This is a genomic window from Paenibacillus sp. CECT 9249 (assembly GCF_918697855.1).
GTDB lineage: Bacteria > Bacillota > Bacilli > Paenibacillales > Paenibacillaceae > MSJ-34.
In genome coordinates this window covers 1-16,129 of record NZ_CAKKLI010000024.1, presented here as the reverse complement: position 1 = coordinate 16,129, position 16,129 = coordinate 1, and the positions used below count along the sequence as shown (strand labels likewise).

Here is a 16,129-nt window from a genome sequence, read left to right as displayed (position 1 = left end):
TTAACCTTTCATAGAAATTATGCCAAAAAAAAGTCCCCGCCAAAGACGAGAACAGATTGAGCGGATATGATGAACGGCGTTATTCGAACGAGCGGCGCGCCGGCCACGATCCTTGCAATTTGCGGATTTGCACGATTTGCCCCGTGTGATATGCGTCATGCCTGACGAGGCTGGCAACTTGTCTCGCTATGGGAAGCGTCGGCATAGGGCGATCGAGATCAGCTTCCGTCAAGTTCGCCAGAATATCCCGAATTTCCCGATGAGCCCGTTCGATGTTGGCGACAGTTTCCTCCCATCCTTGCGATTCGTTCAGAAACGTCTCGTCATTGGTGCTCGCATCGAAACGGGACGCGTCTTCCCCTTTCAACCTTCGCAGCAACCGCTCCTTGAAAAAGAGCAGATGACTGACGTTCTCCCGAATTGTATTGGAAGCTTCCCCTTGCGGCCTCCAATCGGCTTGCTCCGCGGTCAATCCGGCCAACGCATCCGCCAGCGGGGGATGCCAATCCTCCGTCACGTAACAATAATCCCATTCTTGCAGCAGCACATCGATTTTATTCATCGTTTCTCCTCCTCACAGAAATATGTAACCATCAAATAATAATTAGATAGTTACAACGAAAATGTACCATACCCATCTCGCTCGCGTCAAGCAGTTGGCAAAAACGATATTTCATTGTTACTATGTAACAAAGGAGTAGAATCGATATGTTATGGGTTGACTTTCTAAACAGCGAATGGCATGACTGGCGCGGCAGCGGCCGATACGAGGACCGGCTCGACCAACCTGCAGTGGTGGAACAGTTGCTGAAGGAGCACGGCTTGCCCTCGATTCCTTCGCCCGGCGCCGAGGAAATGGCGGAATTGAAGCTGCTCCGCTTCGCCATGCGCGAGATGGTGAAAGCGATCGTACGCGGACAAGAGCCGGAGTTGGAAGCGTTGGAGCTGTTAAACCGTATGATGGCGCGGGGCCCGGTCATTCGCCGCATCGTCAGGACGGACGAGCGTTTCCGGTTGGAGCAGACGGCGGAACGGGCCGATTGGGCGCATACGATGGCGGAAATTGCGGCGTCTTTCGCCCGTACGCTGGCGGAAGGAGAGACGTCCCGCATCCGCATTTGCGACAATCCGGATTGCAAATGGATTTATTATGACGACACCCGCAACCGCTCCAAGCGGTATTGCGACGATAAAGCTTGCGGCAACTTGCTGAAAGTCCGCCGTTTCCGCGCACGTCAAAAAGCGTCGAAGGAACATCCTTCGACGTAGTAACGCAACATCGGAGTCGCAGCTTATTCGCCCTTTTCTGCTTCCGGCTAATCATCGCCCCCGGCATGGGACGGGACAAGTTGTAAGAAATACAACATACTTAGGGTTGCAAAGCCGATATGGGCCATTATGCTGCACATTGTACAACATAATCGCGAACAGAATGGCGAAACCCCACGTTCCGACCCCAATATGTTGTACAAACTACAACATACTTAGGGCTACAAAGACGAAACGGGCCGATATGCTGCACTTTGTACAACATAATCGCCCCTTCAACCGAAAAAAGGACAGAAGAAACGGTTCATTTCTTCTGTCTTTCCTTATTCCTCGTAAAAAGCCGCCAATTCCGACTCGATCGTTTGCTTGATGCGTTCGACGCATTCTTCCGTCGTTTTGGCGAACACTCTCTTCCCGTTAACGATGGCATACGGCCGAAGCCGGCATAGGCCGCAAAAACTTAAACAATCCAATCTTAAGACGGAAACTTCGGGATACAACGTCTCGAGATCCTCCAGTTCCAGCGCGCTGAGCAGATTGCTGTCGCAAACTTCCACTACGACAATGCCCAGTCCCATAGCGTATCACCTCTTTGCGTCGGCCCCGATGTATTGCAATTCAACCGATTCGAAATTCAATATCTTCGCCGCCGCTGCAGTCGATCGTTATATTATTCCCTTCCAGGAACCATATATCATGCCGTTCCATATAAAATGTAATCTTTCCGGCTTCCGTCGTCAACAAAGGATCGCGCGGTTCGTCGCGGCCGATTCCGAGCGCGAACGGTTCGCCTCCCCCGCCGCTGTATCTAACGAAAACCCGAACATGATCGCCTTCCTGAAAGTCCCACTCGTTGACAAGGCAATCGACTGCCGACGGGGTAACATTGATTTGCATACAAGCACCTCATTTTTATTAGAATCATCTATCAATGCGAAACATTCCATCATTCATCCATCATACTTTTTAAATATTATTATTTCATAATTATGATAATGTCTCGCCGATTTGTCAATTGCGGTACGTTCAACGGCAAACCGAAAAACCCGGAGCGATGCCCCGGGCTTTTCCTTATTGTCTTCTATCTTTTGATCAAATCTTCGCGAACCGGCGTAAAACAATCGAGCAATATGCTGGATTCCAGCGCCTTCGCCCCGTGTTTCGCGCCGCTTGGGATACATATATGTTCCCCTGCGCGAACGACCGTTTTCACGCCTTCGATCGTAAATTCCACGCTTCCCTTTAAACAGTAGGACATTTGCTCATGCGGATGCGAATGCTCGTATCCTTCCGCAAGCGGTTCAAAATGAACTTCCATCATCATGAGCGACGTTCCCGGCTGCATCACTTTCCGTTTGACGCCTGGCTCCGCATTTTCCCAAACACCGATATTGCTCATGGCCACACACTCCCTTAGCGTTTATTTACATTCGAGCGATCGTTCGGCGATTTCGCATTCCATGTACCTTACAGTCCATTATAGACCGACTGGCATACATGAAGGGAGGGAGCGAATTCAGGTCGGCTTGTGTTTTTTTACGAATTTTGCTCCGGATCGTTCATCTGCAAATAGATGTGAACAATCTCGTCCAGCTTCATGCGTACGAGGCCGCTGGACGAAGGGGCGACGAATTCGCGTACGCCCGGAACGACAGGCTCGGCCTGGAAACCCCAAGCGACGTCTCTCCGTCCGCTGTACGCTTCATAGACGCCTTTGCCTACAAAACAAACGATGCGCGGACGATACTTCTCGATTTTGCGGCGCAACGCTTCTCTCCCTTCGGCATATTCCTTCGCGGTAATTTCGGCGGCCGTTCGCGTCGGACGGGCTACGATATTCGTGAACCCGTACCCCAATTCCAGCAAACTGCCGTCCTCGTCCGCCTTATAAAGGCGCGGCGTCAGTCCCGCGCGGTGCAATATCGTCCAGAAGCGGTTGCGCGGGTTGGCGTAATGATGCCCGGTCTCCCCCGACCGTATGCTTGGGTTGTATCCGACGAACAGAATGCGCAGCCCCGGCGCGATATGATCCGGTATGTTCGGCATCGTTGACCCTCCTCTTTTTATCGTTTATCGTCCCGCTTGGAAACGCAAAGCGCCCGCTCCCATCGCAATGCCAAGGGAACGGGCGGCATTCGTTTTTACTTGATGCCTTCTTCGACCTCTTTCAACATTTCCGGAACGGACAGCAATCCGCCGCCGGACAGATACCAGTAGCTCGGGTCAAGATAGATGATCTTGCCGTCTTTATACGCATTCGTCTTTTTCACCAGATCGTTCTCGACGATTTCTTTCGCAGGCTTCACATTTTCGCCGCTAACGACCGCGTCGCGATCCACTACGAAGAGATAATCCGGATTTTTTTCGACGACATATTCGAACGAAATGCTGTCTCCATGCGTAGTAGCGGAAATCGTATCGTCAACCGGGGCGACTCCGACCACGTCATGAATAATGCCGAATCTGGAACCCGGGCCATAAGCGCTGACTTTGCCGCCCGTCGTTAGAATGATCAAGCCTTTTTTGCCGCCGGCCGTTGCCGTCTCGTGAATCTTTTGAATGGATTCGTTAATGGCTGCCAATTCCTTCTGCGCTTCGTCTTCTTTGCCGAAAATCGAAGCGAGCGTGTTTACGTTCTCCGTAAAGGATTCCATATATTTTTTCGTATCGACGCCCATGTAAATCGTCGGAGCGATTTTGCCTAATTCCTCGTATGCTTCGGATGTTCTGCCGGAAATGATAATCAGCCCCGGTTTGATGGAATTGATCTTTTCAAAGTCAGGTTCTTTCAAAGTGCCGACATCCGTATATTTCGCGTCTTCGAATTTTTTCAAATGCGGCGGAAGAGAGCTTTTAGGCAATCCAACCACTTCAACGCCCAATTTATCCAATGTTTCCAAAGCGCCATAGTCCAATACGACGACATTGCCCGGATTTTTCTTCACAGGCGTCTCGCCCAATTGATGCGTAATCGTAATCGTTTCATCCTCTTGCGGAGCCTCGGCCTCTTTCTCTGTACCGTTCACGTTCGTTTCGGCGGCGGTTGTTTGCGCGTTCGCATCGCCCTCGTTTCCGCCCGAATTTTTAGCGCCGCATGCGGCGATTACCAATATGAACAAAACCGTCATGCACAACATGGTTAGTTTTTTAGTCACTCGAAACACCCCTAATTATTTTCATTATTTTCATTTGATTCATTATGAAAAATACACGCAAATTTTATTGCCGTTGATTTCTTGAATATGAATGTCCATCCCGTACACTTCCTTTAAGACGGACGCGTCGATAATTTCATCGGTAGTGCCTTCCTTCACGACTTTGCCGTTTTTGAGCGCCACAATGTAATCGGAGTAGCAGGAGGCAAAATTGATATCGTGGATGACGATAATGACCGTTTTCCCCAGTTCATCCGTCAAGCGCCGCAGTACCTTCATGATTTGAACGGAATGCTTCATATCCAAATTGTTTAACGGTTCGTCCAGCAGGATGTAATCCGTATTCTGGGCGATAACCATGGCGATAAACGCCCTTTGTTTCTGACCTCCGCTCAGTTGGTCCAAAAATTTATCCTTCATGTCGCCAAGTTCCATATATTCTATCGCTTCGTCGATATATTTCCGATCCTCCTTCGTCAGCCTTCCTTGCGAATACGGAAAGCGGCCGAAGCTAACCAACTCCTTTACCGTTAATCTGATATTAATATGGTTTGCTTGTTTCAAGATGGAAATCTGCTTGGCAAGATCGTTGCTTTTACATTGCCCGATCTCCTTCCCTTCAATGAAAATGTCCCCTTCATCCTTGGAGATCAGACGGCTGATCATCGCCATCAGGGTGCTCTTCCCCGCCCCGTTCGGGCCGATAAAAGAGGTAATCTTCCCCTTGGCTATATTCACGGATACTTGGTCAACAACGTTTTTGTTTCCGTACCGTTTGGAAACGTTTCTGACTTCTACCACGACTTGTTCTCCTTTAACAGAAGGTAAATGAAATATACGCCGCCGATGAAATTGATAATGACGCTTAAGGAGGTGGAAAAGGTGAATACCCGCTCAACGATGAGCTGACCTCCGAGCAAAGCGACGATGCTGATCAGCATGGAGCCTGCGATGATATATTGATGACGGTACGTTTTGATAAACTGATAAGCGATATTGGCGACCAGCAAGCCCAAGAATGTAATCGGCCCGACCAAAGCCGTCGACACGGATGTGAGAACGGCGACGATAATCAGCATTCTTTTGACAACGTAGTTATAATTGACGCCGAGATTGATGGCATGCTCTTTGCCGAGAGACAGGACATCCAAGTATTTATTGAACCTGTAAAAATAGGCCGCCGTTGCGAAGACGATAATGAACGCTAGTATGAGAATGTCCGTATTGACATTGTTGAAGCTGGCGAACATTTTGTCCTGAATCACCAGAAACTCGTTCGGATCGATAATCATCTGCATGAAAGACGAGATGCTCGAGAAGAACGTCCCGAATATCAATCCGACAAGGAGCAGGAAGTAGATGTTTCTCCCTTCTCTTTTGAACAAAAATTTGTACAATAATCCGGCGAAAAAAATCATAAGACCGACAGAGATGAGAAAATGTACGTTTTTGCTCATCATCGTCAAGGCCGTGGAGCCGAAGAAGAAGACGATGAACGTCTGAATCAGCATATACAAGGAATCCAGCCCGATAATGCTGGGCGTCAATATTTTATTGTTCGTCACCGTTTGGAACACGACGGTCGAGAAGGCGATGCTTCCGCCGGTCAACAGAATGGCCAATATTTTCTTGGTTCTTCGCTCCAGGACGTAACTCCAATTGCCCCCAGCATCGATGGACAGGAAGACGACGATTAACAACAGCGCCGCAGCGGCCAGGATATACAGCTTCGTTTTATGACTCATGTGACTTTCTCCTCAATAGCAGATAAAGAAAAATGCCGCTTCCTATGACGCCGACGGTTAAACTGATTGAGATTTCATACGGGTAGATGACGAGACGGCTGAAAATATCGCATGCCAGAACGAACACAGCCCCGAGCAGCGCCGTATGGGAAAGATTTTTCTTCAAGTTATCGCCCTGATAAATCGACACAATGTTCGGAATGATCAAGCCAAGAAACGGGATATTGCCGACCGTCAAAATCGAGATGGCGGATACGAGCGCGACAATGACCAGGCCTGTATTGACCACCCGTTTATAGTTCAGCCCCAAGTTGACGGAAAATTCCTCGCCCATCCCGGCCACGGTAAACTTATTCGCAAACAAATAGGCGGCGGCGACAAGCGGAATGCTAAGATAGAGCATTTCATAGCGGCCTTGCATAATCATGGAAAAACCGCCATGCATCCACGAATTCACGCTTTGGATCAGGCCGTATTTCAAGCCCAGGAACGTTGTGATCGAACCGATGATGCTCCCGAACATCAGACCGACTAGCGGAATGAAAATCGAGTCTTTATATTTAATTTTGTCTAACACCTTCATAAAAATGAAAGTCCCTGCCAATGCGAACGCAAAAGCGACGATCATTTTCAACATCATGCTCGCTGAGGCGAAGATCAGTAAGGAAACCAAAACTCCCAAGCTCGCCGAATCCATCGTTCCGGCTGTCGTCGGAGAAACGAATTTGTTTCTGCTGAGCTGCTGCATGATCAAGCCGGCAATGCTCATGCTTACCCCGGCGATAATAATGCTGATCAAACGGGGAATTCGGCTGATCATCATAATTTCCAATTGATCTTCCGTTAACCGGAATATGTCGAACACGGATATATCGATTACGCCAATCAATAGCGAGATGAAGGACAAAAGGATGAGAGCGATCACCAGATATCTTTTTTTCATAACGTTTCCCTTACGTGTAGCCATATTTTGTTATGTAATTGCATGTACGGCGGGTAATGCAATTGTTAATGCGTTGCAGGTACTTTAATGTTGCCGCATTTCCGTATTTCGGTATTGCAGTGCTAAAGCAATTTGGTACGGCAGCATTTCCGTATTGCAGTTATGCCAGTTTATTGAAAGTTTGGCTTTTCTTTAGATAATGATAATCATTATCAATTACAACAATTATGATTATACCTGTTTCTCCGCAATTGTCAACGTATCCGGGGAAAAATCTCGTAAAATTTCAAAGCGGGATGCGGTTTAGCCTATGAACGGCCTTATGAAGCCCAATGTACGAGGTAAGCCCCCGAAAACGCGCCATTTTAACAAAAGCCTGCCGCGCGGCAGGCTGTTTACGGTTCCGCATGGCTTGCTTCCTTGCGGAATTGTTTGGGGGTCATTCCGGTGCATTTCTTGAATAAATGCGAATAATAGCTTTGATTGCAAAACTTGAATAGAAGGGCGATTTCCGAAATCGAAATATTCGTATGGGTCAAAAAATTTTTCGATTCTTCTATTTTTCTTCTATTTATATAGGCGGTAATGGTCGAGCCCGTCTCCTTCTTGAACCGGTCCGACAAATAACTCGGATGCACATACGCATGCTTGGCAATCCGTTCAAGGGACAACTCCTGGAAAATATGCTCCCGAATATAGTAAATCGATAATCTCACGAGATGGCTGTAATCCAGAGTCTCTTGTTCCCTCTTCATCACGGCGATAAACTGCGTGATCATCTCGTATTCGAAATAAGCCAATCTCTCCATAGTACCGATTCTTTCTATTTCCTGAATAAACGTATCGCTTAACTGGAATGCCGTCTCCGGATCGAGCCCGCCTTTGATGATCGCCCTGGTGAAGAGCGTACACGAAGCGATCAGCGCGTTTTTTTTCGAACGGATCGGTTCTGCGGCCAAAGTCGCCCCTTCCAATTCGTTGATTTTATTCATCGTGCTCATCGCTTTACTCTCATCGCCGAGCCGTATCGCCTCGAGCAATTCTCTTTCGTAATCCAACGGCGGGTGAACGAAGCTTTGCTCTACGTTTTTCATGCGGGCGGATAGAAATTGCCGTACTACGGGAGAATATAATGACAAATCTATACCCATCGTCTGCACCTCGCCACACCTAAAAATTTTAACAATTTTCTAAAAAATTTAATATCATTTTAAAGCGTTCGCGGATAAAATGCAAATCATAAGAACTATCTTTGGAGGGAGCAGCAAACATGACTTGGAACATATCAAATTCGGGCATACGCGAAGATCAACTTTTAAATCTGGAAAGTCTCTTCGCGCTAGGAAACGGCTATTTGGGCGTTCGAGGCAATTTCGAAGAAGGTTATCCCGAAGGAATGAACAGCATCCGCGGCACATATCTGAACGCCTTTCACGACCGCACCGACATTCCGTACGGCGAGAAGCTGTTTGCCTTTCCCGATACGCAGCAAAAGCTGGTCAACGTGATCGACGCTCAAAGCATACGCATCTATTTCGGAACCGAAGAGGAAATGTTCCGCTTCGATCAAGGAAAGATTCGTTCTTATGAACGGAATTTTCGTATGGACCGGGGATATTCCGAGAGAATCATTCATTGGGAATCGCCGTCCGGCCAAGAGATTAAATTGCATTTTCGCAGAATCGTTTCTTTCGAATATAGAGAGTTGTTCGCGATCGACATCCGTATCGAATCTGTCAACTTTACAGGCCCCGTGAAAATCGTCTCCACTGTCAACGGCGATGTAAGCAACTATACGAATCCGAACGATCCGCGCGTCGGAGCCGGACATGCCAAGCGTTTATCCGTCGCGGCTTGCGGATATCAAGACGATTACGCTTATGCGATGGACGAGACGCAAGCGTCCGGGCTGCAAGTAGCTTGCGTAACCGCGCACCGGTATGAGCAAGAGCGCGCTTCCGAGATGCAAGTCCTCGCTTCAGAAACCGAAACGGTGAGTTCTTATACGTTCGCGATAAAGGAATCGGAGTCCGTTTCTTTTGCAAAATGGAACGTTTATACCGACACGCTGCGCCATCAAGACCGACTGATCGACCGGGGGGTTGCGTTGCAAGAAGAGCTTGCCGGCGTAAGCTTTGAAGATTTGTTAGCAAAACAAAAACAGTATTTGGACGAGTTCTGGAAAACGGCCGATATCGTCATCGAGAACGATGCGGCATTGCAGGAAGGCATCCGGTTCAACCTGTATCAATTGCTGCAATCCGCCGGAAGAGACGAATTCAGCAATATTTCCGCCAAAGGCTTGTCCGGCGAAGGCTATGAAGGGCATTACTTCTGGGATACGGAAATCTACATGTTTCCGGTGTTCCTGATGACCAAGCCGGAGATCGCCCGGCAGCTGCTGCTTTACCGTTACTCCAAGCTGGATCAAGCGAGGGCGAGAGCGCGGGAAATGGGGCATAAGAAGGGCGCGTTATATCCTTGGCGCACGATATCGGGAACGGAATGCTCCTCCTTCTTCCCGTCGGGTACGGCGCAGTACCATATTAGCGCCGATATCGCGTACAGTTATATCCAATATTATATCGCGGAACAGGACAACTCCTTCTTGCTCGAATACGGGGCGGAGGTGCTGTTCGAAACGGCGCGGCTATGGATGGAGATCGGGCACGAATATCAGGGCAAGTTCCATATCGACGAAGTGACAGGGCCGGACGAGTACACTTGCATGGTGAACAACAACTATTACACCAATGCGATGGCCAAACATAATTTGAAGTGGGCCGCCAAGAGCTTCGACATTTTGCGGGAATACGACGATCAAGGCTTCAAAGCGCTCTGCGAGCGGCTGCAAGCAACCGCCGAAGAAGCGCAAGCATGGCGGAAAGCGGCGGATGCGATGTATTTGCCGTACGACGAAGAGCTTGGCATCAACCCGCAGGACGACACGTTCTTGCGCAAGGCGGTATGGGATTTCGCAAATACGCCTGAAGAGCATTACCCGCTGCTGCTGCATTATCATCCGCTGACGCTGTATCGTTATCAAGTGTGCAAACAGGCGGATACCGTGCTCGCTCATTTTCTGCTGGAGGACGAGCAGGATTCGGATACGATCGTTCGTTCCTACGATTATTATGAAAAGATTACGACGCATGACTCGTCCCTATCGTCCTGCATCTTCAGCATTATGGCTTCCAAGATCGGTTACCATGCCAAAGCATACGATTATTTCATCGAAACCGCGCGGCTCGATCTGGACAATACGCATGGCAATACGAAGGACGGGCTGCATTTGGCCAATATGGGCGGAACGTGGATGGCGATCGTATACGGCTTCGCCGGCATGCGATTGAAGGAATCCGGCCTGTCGTTCGCGCCATCGATTCCGGACGCATGGGACAAATATGCGTTCCGCGTACGTTACCGCGGCCGGTTGATCGAGGTTCGCATCGGCAAAGAGCGAGTCCAACTGGAATTGTTGGAGGGCGGGGAATTGAGCCTGAAGCTGTACGGGGCTGAAACGACCTTGCAGCTAAGCCAGCCTGTGGAACGCGCAATCGCACAGTAAGGCGAACTAAACGCGGCGGAAGCGACTGTCTAGTAAGCTGCTTGCTGCGAAATCGACGACCACACTAACTGCAAAAATACAGCTAATTTCATATATTTTGCTTCTATGGAACTAAATAACTGAAAATATCCAGTTATTCCGGCTATTTCTGGTTGAAATTACACTAGCGTTGCACCGGATGTTTTACTGCGTTTCAAGCCGATGATTGCGATAGGGATGAACAAGGTTAACGGATTTTGGAGGCCTTATTTGATCCAATAACGCAATTTTGGCGGAGTTAGCGGATTTGGAGGGCTCTATTTTTGTCGAAACTTCACAAAACCAAGGATTCTCAGCCGATCGCGACATGTTAACGGTTCGAAAATCCGTTAATTCCAAATATTCGACTGGAATTTAAAAAATAAGACCTCGCAAATCCGTTATATTTCTATGGTACCGCATCCCAGCTAGAAGATTTAATGCAACGCTAGTGTTGAAATTATCGAAAATCGAACTATTAACTGGATATTTCAGGCTGTCGATAAACCCCGTTTTCCGCAAAGAGGGAGGCGCAAAAACCCAGCAATGACGCGATTTCCCATTCATAGTTTTTGTCCAAAAGCACTTTTTCAACAGCCTGATTATTGCAGTTATTTCTCTTGCCATCGTTCAAAAATACCTGCGCCACATTACCGTTGAGAGGAGAATCACCCTATGATGAAGGAACAAATCCAAGCCTTTATTTTCGATTTGGACGGCGTTATTACCGACACTGCAGAATATCATTATCTTGCCTGGAAAGCGATCGCGGACGAGCTTGGCATCGAATTTACCCGGGCATTCAACGAAAACTTGAAGGGCGTTTCGCGTATGGACTCCCTGAAATTGCTGCTTAGCCAAGCCAAAGATCGGCGCGAGTACACGGCACAAGAAATGGAAGAACTCGCCGACCGGAAAAACAAACTGTATCAAACGATGATCGAGAAAGTGACGCCAAGCGACATTTTGCCGGGCATTAACGAGCTGCTCTCCGAGATCAAGCGGCGCGGCATCAAGCTCGGACTCGCGTCCGCCAGCAAAAACGCCTTCTTCGCGATGGAGCGTCTCGGCTTAAAGAGCGAATTCGGCGCCATTGTCGATTCCAGCAAAATCGCCAATAACAAGCCGGATCCGGAAGTGTTCCTGAAAGCCGCCGAAATGCTGCAGGTCGATCCCGCTTATTGTATCGGCGTCGAGGATGCCGTTTCCGGCGTCCAGGCGATCAAATCGGCGGGCATGTTCGCCGTCGCCATCGGCGACAGAGAAGCGTTTCCCCACGCCGACCTGGTGCTGGAACGCACTTCGCAGCTCGACCTCGCGCAAATCGCGACGGCATTCGCAAGCGCCGCAAACGGCAATTAACGGCCGGCCATAGCCGCGCCGGCCCAAGAACGCAGAAAGGGCTGTTTCCGCGAAAACAGCCTTTAATATTTCCGGTTGTGCACCTCCCGTTCCGCCGTGACTTCCGTAAACACCGTTTCGGGAGTCACGATCCGCTTCGGCAGCGTGCGCCCCTCCATCAATTCATTGACCGCCTGCATCAGGTTCGGGCCAAGCAGCGGATTGCATTCGACCACGCAGTTGATCTTGCCTTCGACCATTTTCTCCAGCGCCTTGCGAGTGCCGTCTACGGAAATGATAATCATATCTTTGCCCGGCCGCAGCCCGTACTCTTCGATCGCCTCGATGGCGCCGAGCGCCATATCGTCGTTGTGGGAATACAAGACTTGAATTTCTTCCCCCAATTCCTGCAACAACGAGCGCATCACTTCCCGGCCCCGCTCATGGGTGAAATCGACATATTCGCTCTTAAGCACCCGGAACTTTGATTGTTCCCCGATCGTATCGTGGAAGCCCCGGCCCCGGTCGATCGAAGGAGTGGAACCGGCCGTCCCTTTCAATTCGACGATGCCGACAGGACCCGGCGAATCCGCCATTTTGTCGAGCAAATATTTCCCGGCCTTCCGGCCTTCCTCGTAAAAATCCGAGCCGATTAACGTCACGTATTGCGACGCATCGAGAATGTCGACAGCCCTGTCGACAATAATGACCGGAATGCCCGCCAGTTGCGCTTCCTTCAAAATATCGTCCCATCCGGACTGCACGACCGGCGCGACGGCAATTACATCCACTTTCTTGTCGATAAAGCCCCGAATCGCTTCGAACTGCTTCTCCTGGGACTGCTCCGCATTTTCGAACAATAGCTCGATCCCCGCTTCCTTCGCCGCTTCCTTGACGGACAGGCTGTTCGCGTTACGCCAATCGCTTTCCGTGCCAAGTTGGGAAAACCCGAGCACGATCGGCCGCTGCGGCGCTATCGACTCGTCGGATGAATCCGGACTTCCTTCATCCCTATCGTATTCGCCTCTTGCCACGCCGGCAGGCGCGCTATCGGGATGATTCGATTCGCAGCCGAACAAGACGATCAATAAACAAAGCGGCAGCCAAAACAGCGCCTTCCTCTGGAAAGACATCGGCCCGCCTCCCCCCACCTGAAAAATCGAAATGCCGCGTTCGCTGAACGACGATTATTTAAGATTATAGAGCGCTATCAATCGTTTCGTAAACTATTATCTCCAATGTCCTCACCCGCTCCGCTAGCTAGCAAAAAGAAGGAGATTTGCGACAAACGGCTCGTTGTCCTCAAATATCCTTCTTTCGCATCCCCGTCGATCAGCTTCGCCCGGCAAACCGGCGTTCGCTGAGAAGCCTTTGCAGCAAAATGAACAACAGCAGCAGCACGCCAATTACGATTCTCGTCCACCACGAGCTGAGCGTGCCTTCGAAGCTGATAATCGTTTGAATGACGCCTTGGATCAACACGCCGAAGAACGTGCCCACGACGTATCCAACGCCTCCGGTCAACAGCGTTCCGCCGATGACGACGGCCAGAATGGCGTCCAACTCGTACCACAGTCCCGCGTTGTTTCCGTCGGCGCTTGAAACGTTGGAGCTAAGAATGAGACCGGCAATGCCGGCGCATAATCCGCAGAACAAATAGACCGCAAGCATGACCGTTTTCGAACGCACGCCTGCCAAACGGCTGGCGGTCGGTTTGCACCCGACCGATTCGATGAACAAGCCGAGGGCCGTTTTCCGGGTCAGGAACGACACGGCGGCAAACACGGCGGCGACGATAAAAATCGAAAACGGCAAGGTGAGCAGCGAGCCCGCGCCGATATATTGGTATTTCGAACTGTTGACGGTAATGATCTGCCCGCCCGTAAACAGACCGGGTCGTTCGTTCGCGAATTTGCGGCTGAGCTGCGGCAGATCGATTGGAATTCCTCCCTTATCGGCTATTATATTTTGAACGATATTACATTGGAGATTTTCCGGACCGCCGAGGAGTTGTACCGGAGTCCGAACCCGCATGAAGACTTGCTGTCGCAATTTCAGAAATCGATCGAGGCGGTACGCACGTGGGAGGAGGCATGCGCTTATTTGACCCGGCTCGCGGAGCAATTCCGGCTGTGGCGCTCCCGCTCGTCCGACCGGTACGCCGATCTGCTGATGAAAGTGAAAGAATACGTCCATTCCAATTACGACAAGGACCAAATTTCGCTGCAGAATGCAGCCGAACATGTCAAAATGAGCCCGAGCCATTTAAGCAAAATATTCAGTCAGGAGACCGGCCAAACATTTATCGATTATTTGACGCAAACCCGTATCCGCAAAGCGATGGAGCTGTTGCAATCGACCCAGGCAAAGACATACGAGATCGCTTTTCAAGTCGGGTATAACGACGCCCATTACTTCTCCAATGTGTTTAAACGGGTTACCGGCATGACGACGACGGAATTCCGCAAACAGGGAACGATAGTCGAATCGCTGAATGCCGTCGGAAGGGGATAACGATGAAGGCGGCTATACCTTTTGTTCATATTGTGCCGGCAGCCGTGTTCCTGCTTGCGCTTCTAACGGCGGCGGGTTGCGGGAGCCCGCAGGAAGTAGCGCCTCCGCTTGCGGGGGCGCCTGCCGCGCCAAAGGAAGAGCGTCCCCCGCTCTTCACTTTCGGCATCGTCTATCCGATGGCGCATCCGTTCTATGAAGAGATAACCCAATTAGCGGAGAAAGCGGCCGAGCCCTTTTCCATCCAACTAATCGTGAAAGCGCCGGAAGAAATTAATTTGGAGCAACAAATCAGGATGATGGAGACGATGATCAAGCAGCGGGTAGACGCGATCGCGATCGATCCGATCGACTCGCGCGCGCTCGTTCCCGTCATTAACAAGGCGGTCGAGGCGGGCATTCCGGTCATCTGCTTCGAAGCGGATTCGCCGGACAGCAAGCGCCTCTCCTATATCGGCACGGATCATTTTCAGGCCGGAACGGCGATGGGCGGCGTCATTGAGCGCCTTCTGAAAGGGAGAGGGATGCTGCTTGTCCAGACCGGGCTCGCTGGCATGGAAATTCAACAAGCGCGGCTCGAAGGTTTGCTCCTGTATCTGGAGAAGCATACGGATATCCAGGTGATGGAGGTTCGATACCATGAGGGAAGCAGCGAACAGGCTCTGGCCGATATGGAGGCAATGATCGACGATCATCCGCATTTTGACGCCTTGGTCTCCATGGACATCATCTCCGGCTCGACCTCGGTGCTCGTCTGGAAAGCGAAAGGATTGAACCGCGACGCCGTCGCTTTCGGCCTGACTCCCGAAATTAAGGAAGCGGTCCATAACGGACAAATCGCTTCCGTCATCTCGCAGAACGAGCAAGACTGGGAGCATCTGCTGATCGAGCCTCTGTTGAAGGCAACCCAAAAAATCGCCGTGCCCGCGTTCGTCGATACCGGAATTCAGGAAATAAAGAAAGAGAAACAGGCTGTCGCCCGCTGACGGGAGGCAGCTTGTCTGCGTTTTGCCTTAAGCCTCGGGTGTCTCCTTAACGATCCTTCTGTCGAAATTCCGCTCGCTCAGGATGGCAATCGGCAGCAACTTTTCCGCATCTACCGATTGATTAGCCGCATACATTTACAGAATCAATGCTCGAATTCGCGATTTGTATATGAAATTTTGTATAAATTCCACTGGTTCGATGCGTGCCGCTCATTGTGTATGATTTTTCACACATCATTACAGAATCAATGCTCAGACCACGGTTTATGTATGAAATTTCGTATAAACTCCACTGGTTCGATGCGTGCACCGCTCATTGTGTATGATTTTTCGTCTTATCATTGCGGGATCAGGGCTCAAATCAGTTGAGTCCGTATAATTGTGTAAAATGCTAAGGCTTCAAAAATAAAGGGAGCCATAGTCAAAATCCTCGTTTAGAATGAGATTGTTGAGAAAACATTCTTTGGAGGGGATTTTGTTATGGCTCAATACCAGATTAACCTAGATTCCAAACTTTTGCATCAGTTGTTTTTAGGGAATTCTCAAGATTCGGGGGTATCAGCATTGTTAGAATCCGTACTAAATCAGGTGCT

16 protein-coding genes and 1 pseudogene are annotated in these 16,129 nt (G+C 49.9%); 5 read left to right on the top strand and 12 right to left on the bottom strand.

Annotated elements, in window-relative coordinates:
* Positions 1 to 79: 79 nt before the first annotated feature.
* Positions 80 to 562, bottom strand: coding sequence for a DinB family protein (locus LQ229_RS16715; protein ID WP_216537042.1), 483 nt, complete (start codon positions 560 to 562; stop codon positions 80 to 82).
* A gap of 146 nt (positions 563 to 708) precedes the next feature.
* On the opposite strand from LQ229_RS16715, the gene LQ229_RS16710 reads away from it, so the two are divergent.
* On the top strand, positions 709 to 1,269 hold the full coding sequence (locus LQ229_RS16710) for an ABATE domain-containing protein (RefSeq protein ID WP_216537041.1): 561 nt from the start codon (positions 709 to 711) through the stop codon (positions 1,267 to 1,269).
* A 323-nt stretch (positions 1,270 to 1,592) separates the two neighbouring features.
* On the opposite strand, the gene LQ229_RS16705 is transcribed toward LQ229_RS16710, so the two are convergent.
* The 9 genes from LQ229_RS16705 to LQ229_RS16665 all read right to left on the bottom strand — a co-directional run bounded on the left by LQ229_RS16705 (position 1,593) and on the right by LQ229_RS16665 (position 8,263).
* A complete protein-coding gene (locus LQ229_RS16705) occupies positions 1,593 to 1,847 on the bottom strand; it encodes a DUF1450 domain-containing protein (RefSeq protein ID WP_216537040.1) in 255 nt (84 codons plus the stop codon).
* Positions 1,848 to 1,887: 40 nt separating this feature from the next.
* A complete protein-coding gene (locus tag LQ229_RS16700) occupies positions 1,888 to 2,166 on the bottom strand; it encodes a Fe-S cluster assembly protein HesB (RefSeq protein ID WP_216537039.1) in 279 nt (92 codons plus the stop codon).
* Positions 2,167 to 2,350: 184 nt separating this feature from the next.
* Entirely contained in the window at positions 2,351 to 2,668 is a 318-nt protein-coding gene (locus LQ229_RS16695) for a cupin domain-containing protein (protein WP_216537038.1), read from the bottom strand.
* A gap of 137 nt (positions 2,669 to 2,805) precedes the next feature.
* On the bottom strand, positions 2,806 to 3,315 hold the full coding sequence (locus LQ229_RS16690) for a mismatch-specific DNA-glycosylase (RefSeq protein WP_216537037.1): 510 nt from the start codon (positions 3,313 to 3,315) through the stop codon (positions 2,806 to 2,808).
* Positions 3,316 to 3,410: 95 nt separating this feature from the next.
* On the bottom strand, positions 3,411 to 4,424 hold the full coding sequence (locus LQ229_RS16685; protein WP_230192321.1) for a siderophore ABC transporter substrate-binding protein: 1,014 nt from the start codon (positions 4,422 to 4,424) through the stop codon (positions 3,411 to 3,413).
* A 42-nt stretch (positions 4,425 to 4,466) separates the two neighbouring features.
* Entirely contained in the window at positions 4,467 to 5,225 is a 759-nt protein-coding gene (locus LQ229_RS16680) for an ABC transporter ATP-binding protein (protein ID WP_216537036.1), read from the bottom strand.
* Positions 5,219 to 6,169 carry an iron chelate uptake ABC transporter family permease subunit gene (locus LQ229_RS16675; RefSeq protein ID WP_216537035.1) on the bottom strand — a complete coding sequence of 317 codons (951 nt, stop codon included), beginning with the start codon at positions 6,167 to 6,169 and terminating at the stop codon, positions 5,219 to 5,221. The genes LQ229_RS16680 and LQ229_RS16675 overlap by 7 nt, the downstream gene beginning before the upstream one ends.
* A complete protein-coding gene (locus LQ229_RS16670; RefSeq protein ID WP_216537034.1) occupies positions 6,159 to 7,112 on the bottom strand; it encodes an ABC transporter permease in 954 nt (317 codons plus the stop codon). The genes LQ229_RS16675 and LQ229_RS16670 overlap by 11 nt, the downstream gene beginning before the upstream one ends.
* 395 nt (positions 7,113 to 7,507) lie before the next feature.
* Positions 7,508 to 8,263 (bottom strand): AraC family transcriptional regulator, encoded by a 756-nt coding sequence (locus LQ229_RS16665; RefSeq protein WP_230192320.1) that lies wholly within the window; start codon positions 8,261 to 8,263, stop codon positions 7,508 to 7,510.
* Positions 8,264 to 8,382: 119 nt separating this feature from the next.
* On the opposite strand from LQ229_RS16665, the gene LQ229_RS16660 reads away from it, so the two are divergent.
* Together LQ229_RS16660 and pgmB are read left to right on the top strand one after the other, a co-directional pair.
* Positions 8,383 to 10,680 carry a glycosyl hydrolase family 65 protein gene (locus LQ229_RS16660; RefSeq protein WP_230192319.1) on the top strand — a complete coding sequence of 766 codons (2,298 nt, stop codon included), beginning with the start codon at positions 8,383 to 8,385 and terminating at the stop codon, positions 10,678 to 10,680.
* A gap of 696 nt (positions 10,681 to 11,376) precedes the next feature.
* A complete protein-coding gene (gene pgmB, locus LQ229_RS16655) occupies positions 11,377 to 12,060 on the top strand; it encodes a beta-phosphoglucomutase (RefSeq protein WP_230192346.1) in 684 nt (227 codons plus the stop codon).
* A gap of 62 nt (positions 12,061 to 12,122) precedes the next feature.
* Here the strand turns inward: pgmB and LQ229_RS16650 are convergent, their stop codons facing one another.
* Positions 12,123 to 13,172: an ABC transporter substrate-binding protein gene (locus LQ229_RS16650; protein ID WP_230192318.1), complete on the bottom strand. Its 1,050-nt coding sequence runs from the start codon at positions 13,170 to 13,172 to the stop codon at positions 12,123 to 12,125.
* A 199-nt stretch (positions 13,173 to 13,371) separates the two neighbouring features.
* Positions 13,372 to 13,929: pseudogene (locus LQ229_RS16645) on the bottom strand (ABC transporter permease); the annotation flags it as partial.
* A gap of 282 nt (positions 13,930 to 14,211) precedes the next feature.
* On the opposite strand from LQ229_RS16645, the gene LQ229_RS16640 reads away from it, so the two are divergent.
* Entirely contained in the window at positions 14,212 to 14,553 is a 342-nt protein-coding gene (locus LQ229_RS16640; RefSeq protein ID WP_290370043.1) for an AraC family transcriptional regulator, read from the top strand.
* Between the two features lie 2 nt (positions 14,554 to 14,555).
* A complete protein-coding gene (locus LQ229_RS16635) occupies positions 14,556 to 15,536 on the top strand; it encodes a substrate-binding domain-containing protein (RefSeq protein WP_230192317.1) in 981 nt (326 codons plus the stop codon).
* Positions 15,537 to 16,129: the final 593 nt, after the last annotated feature.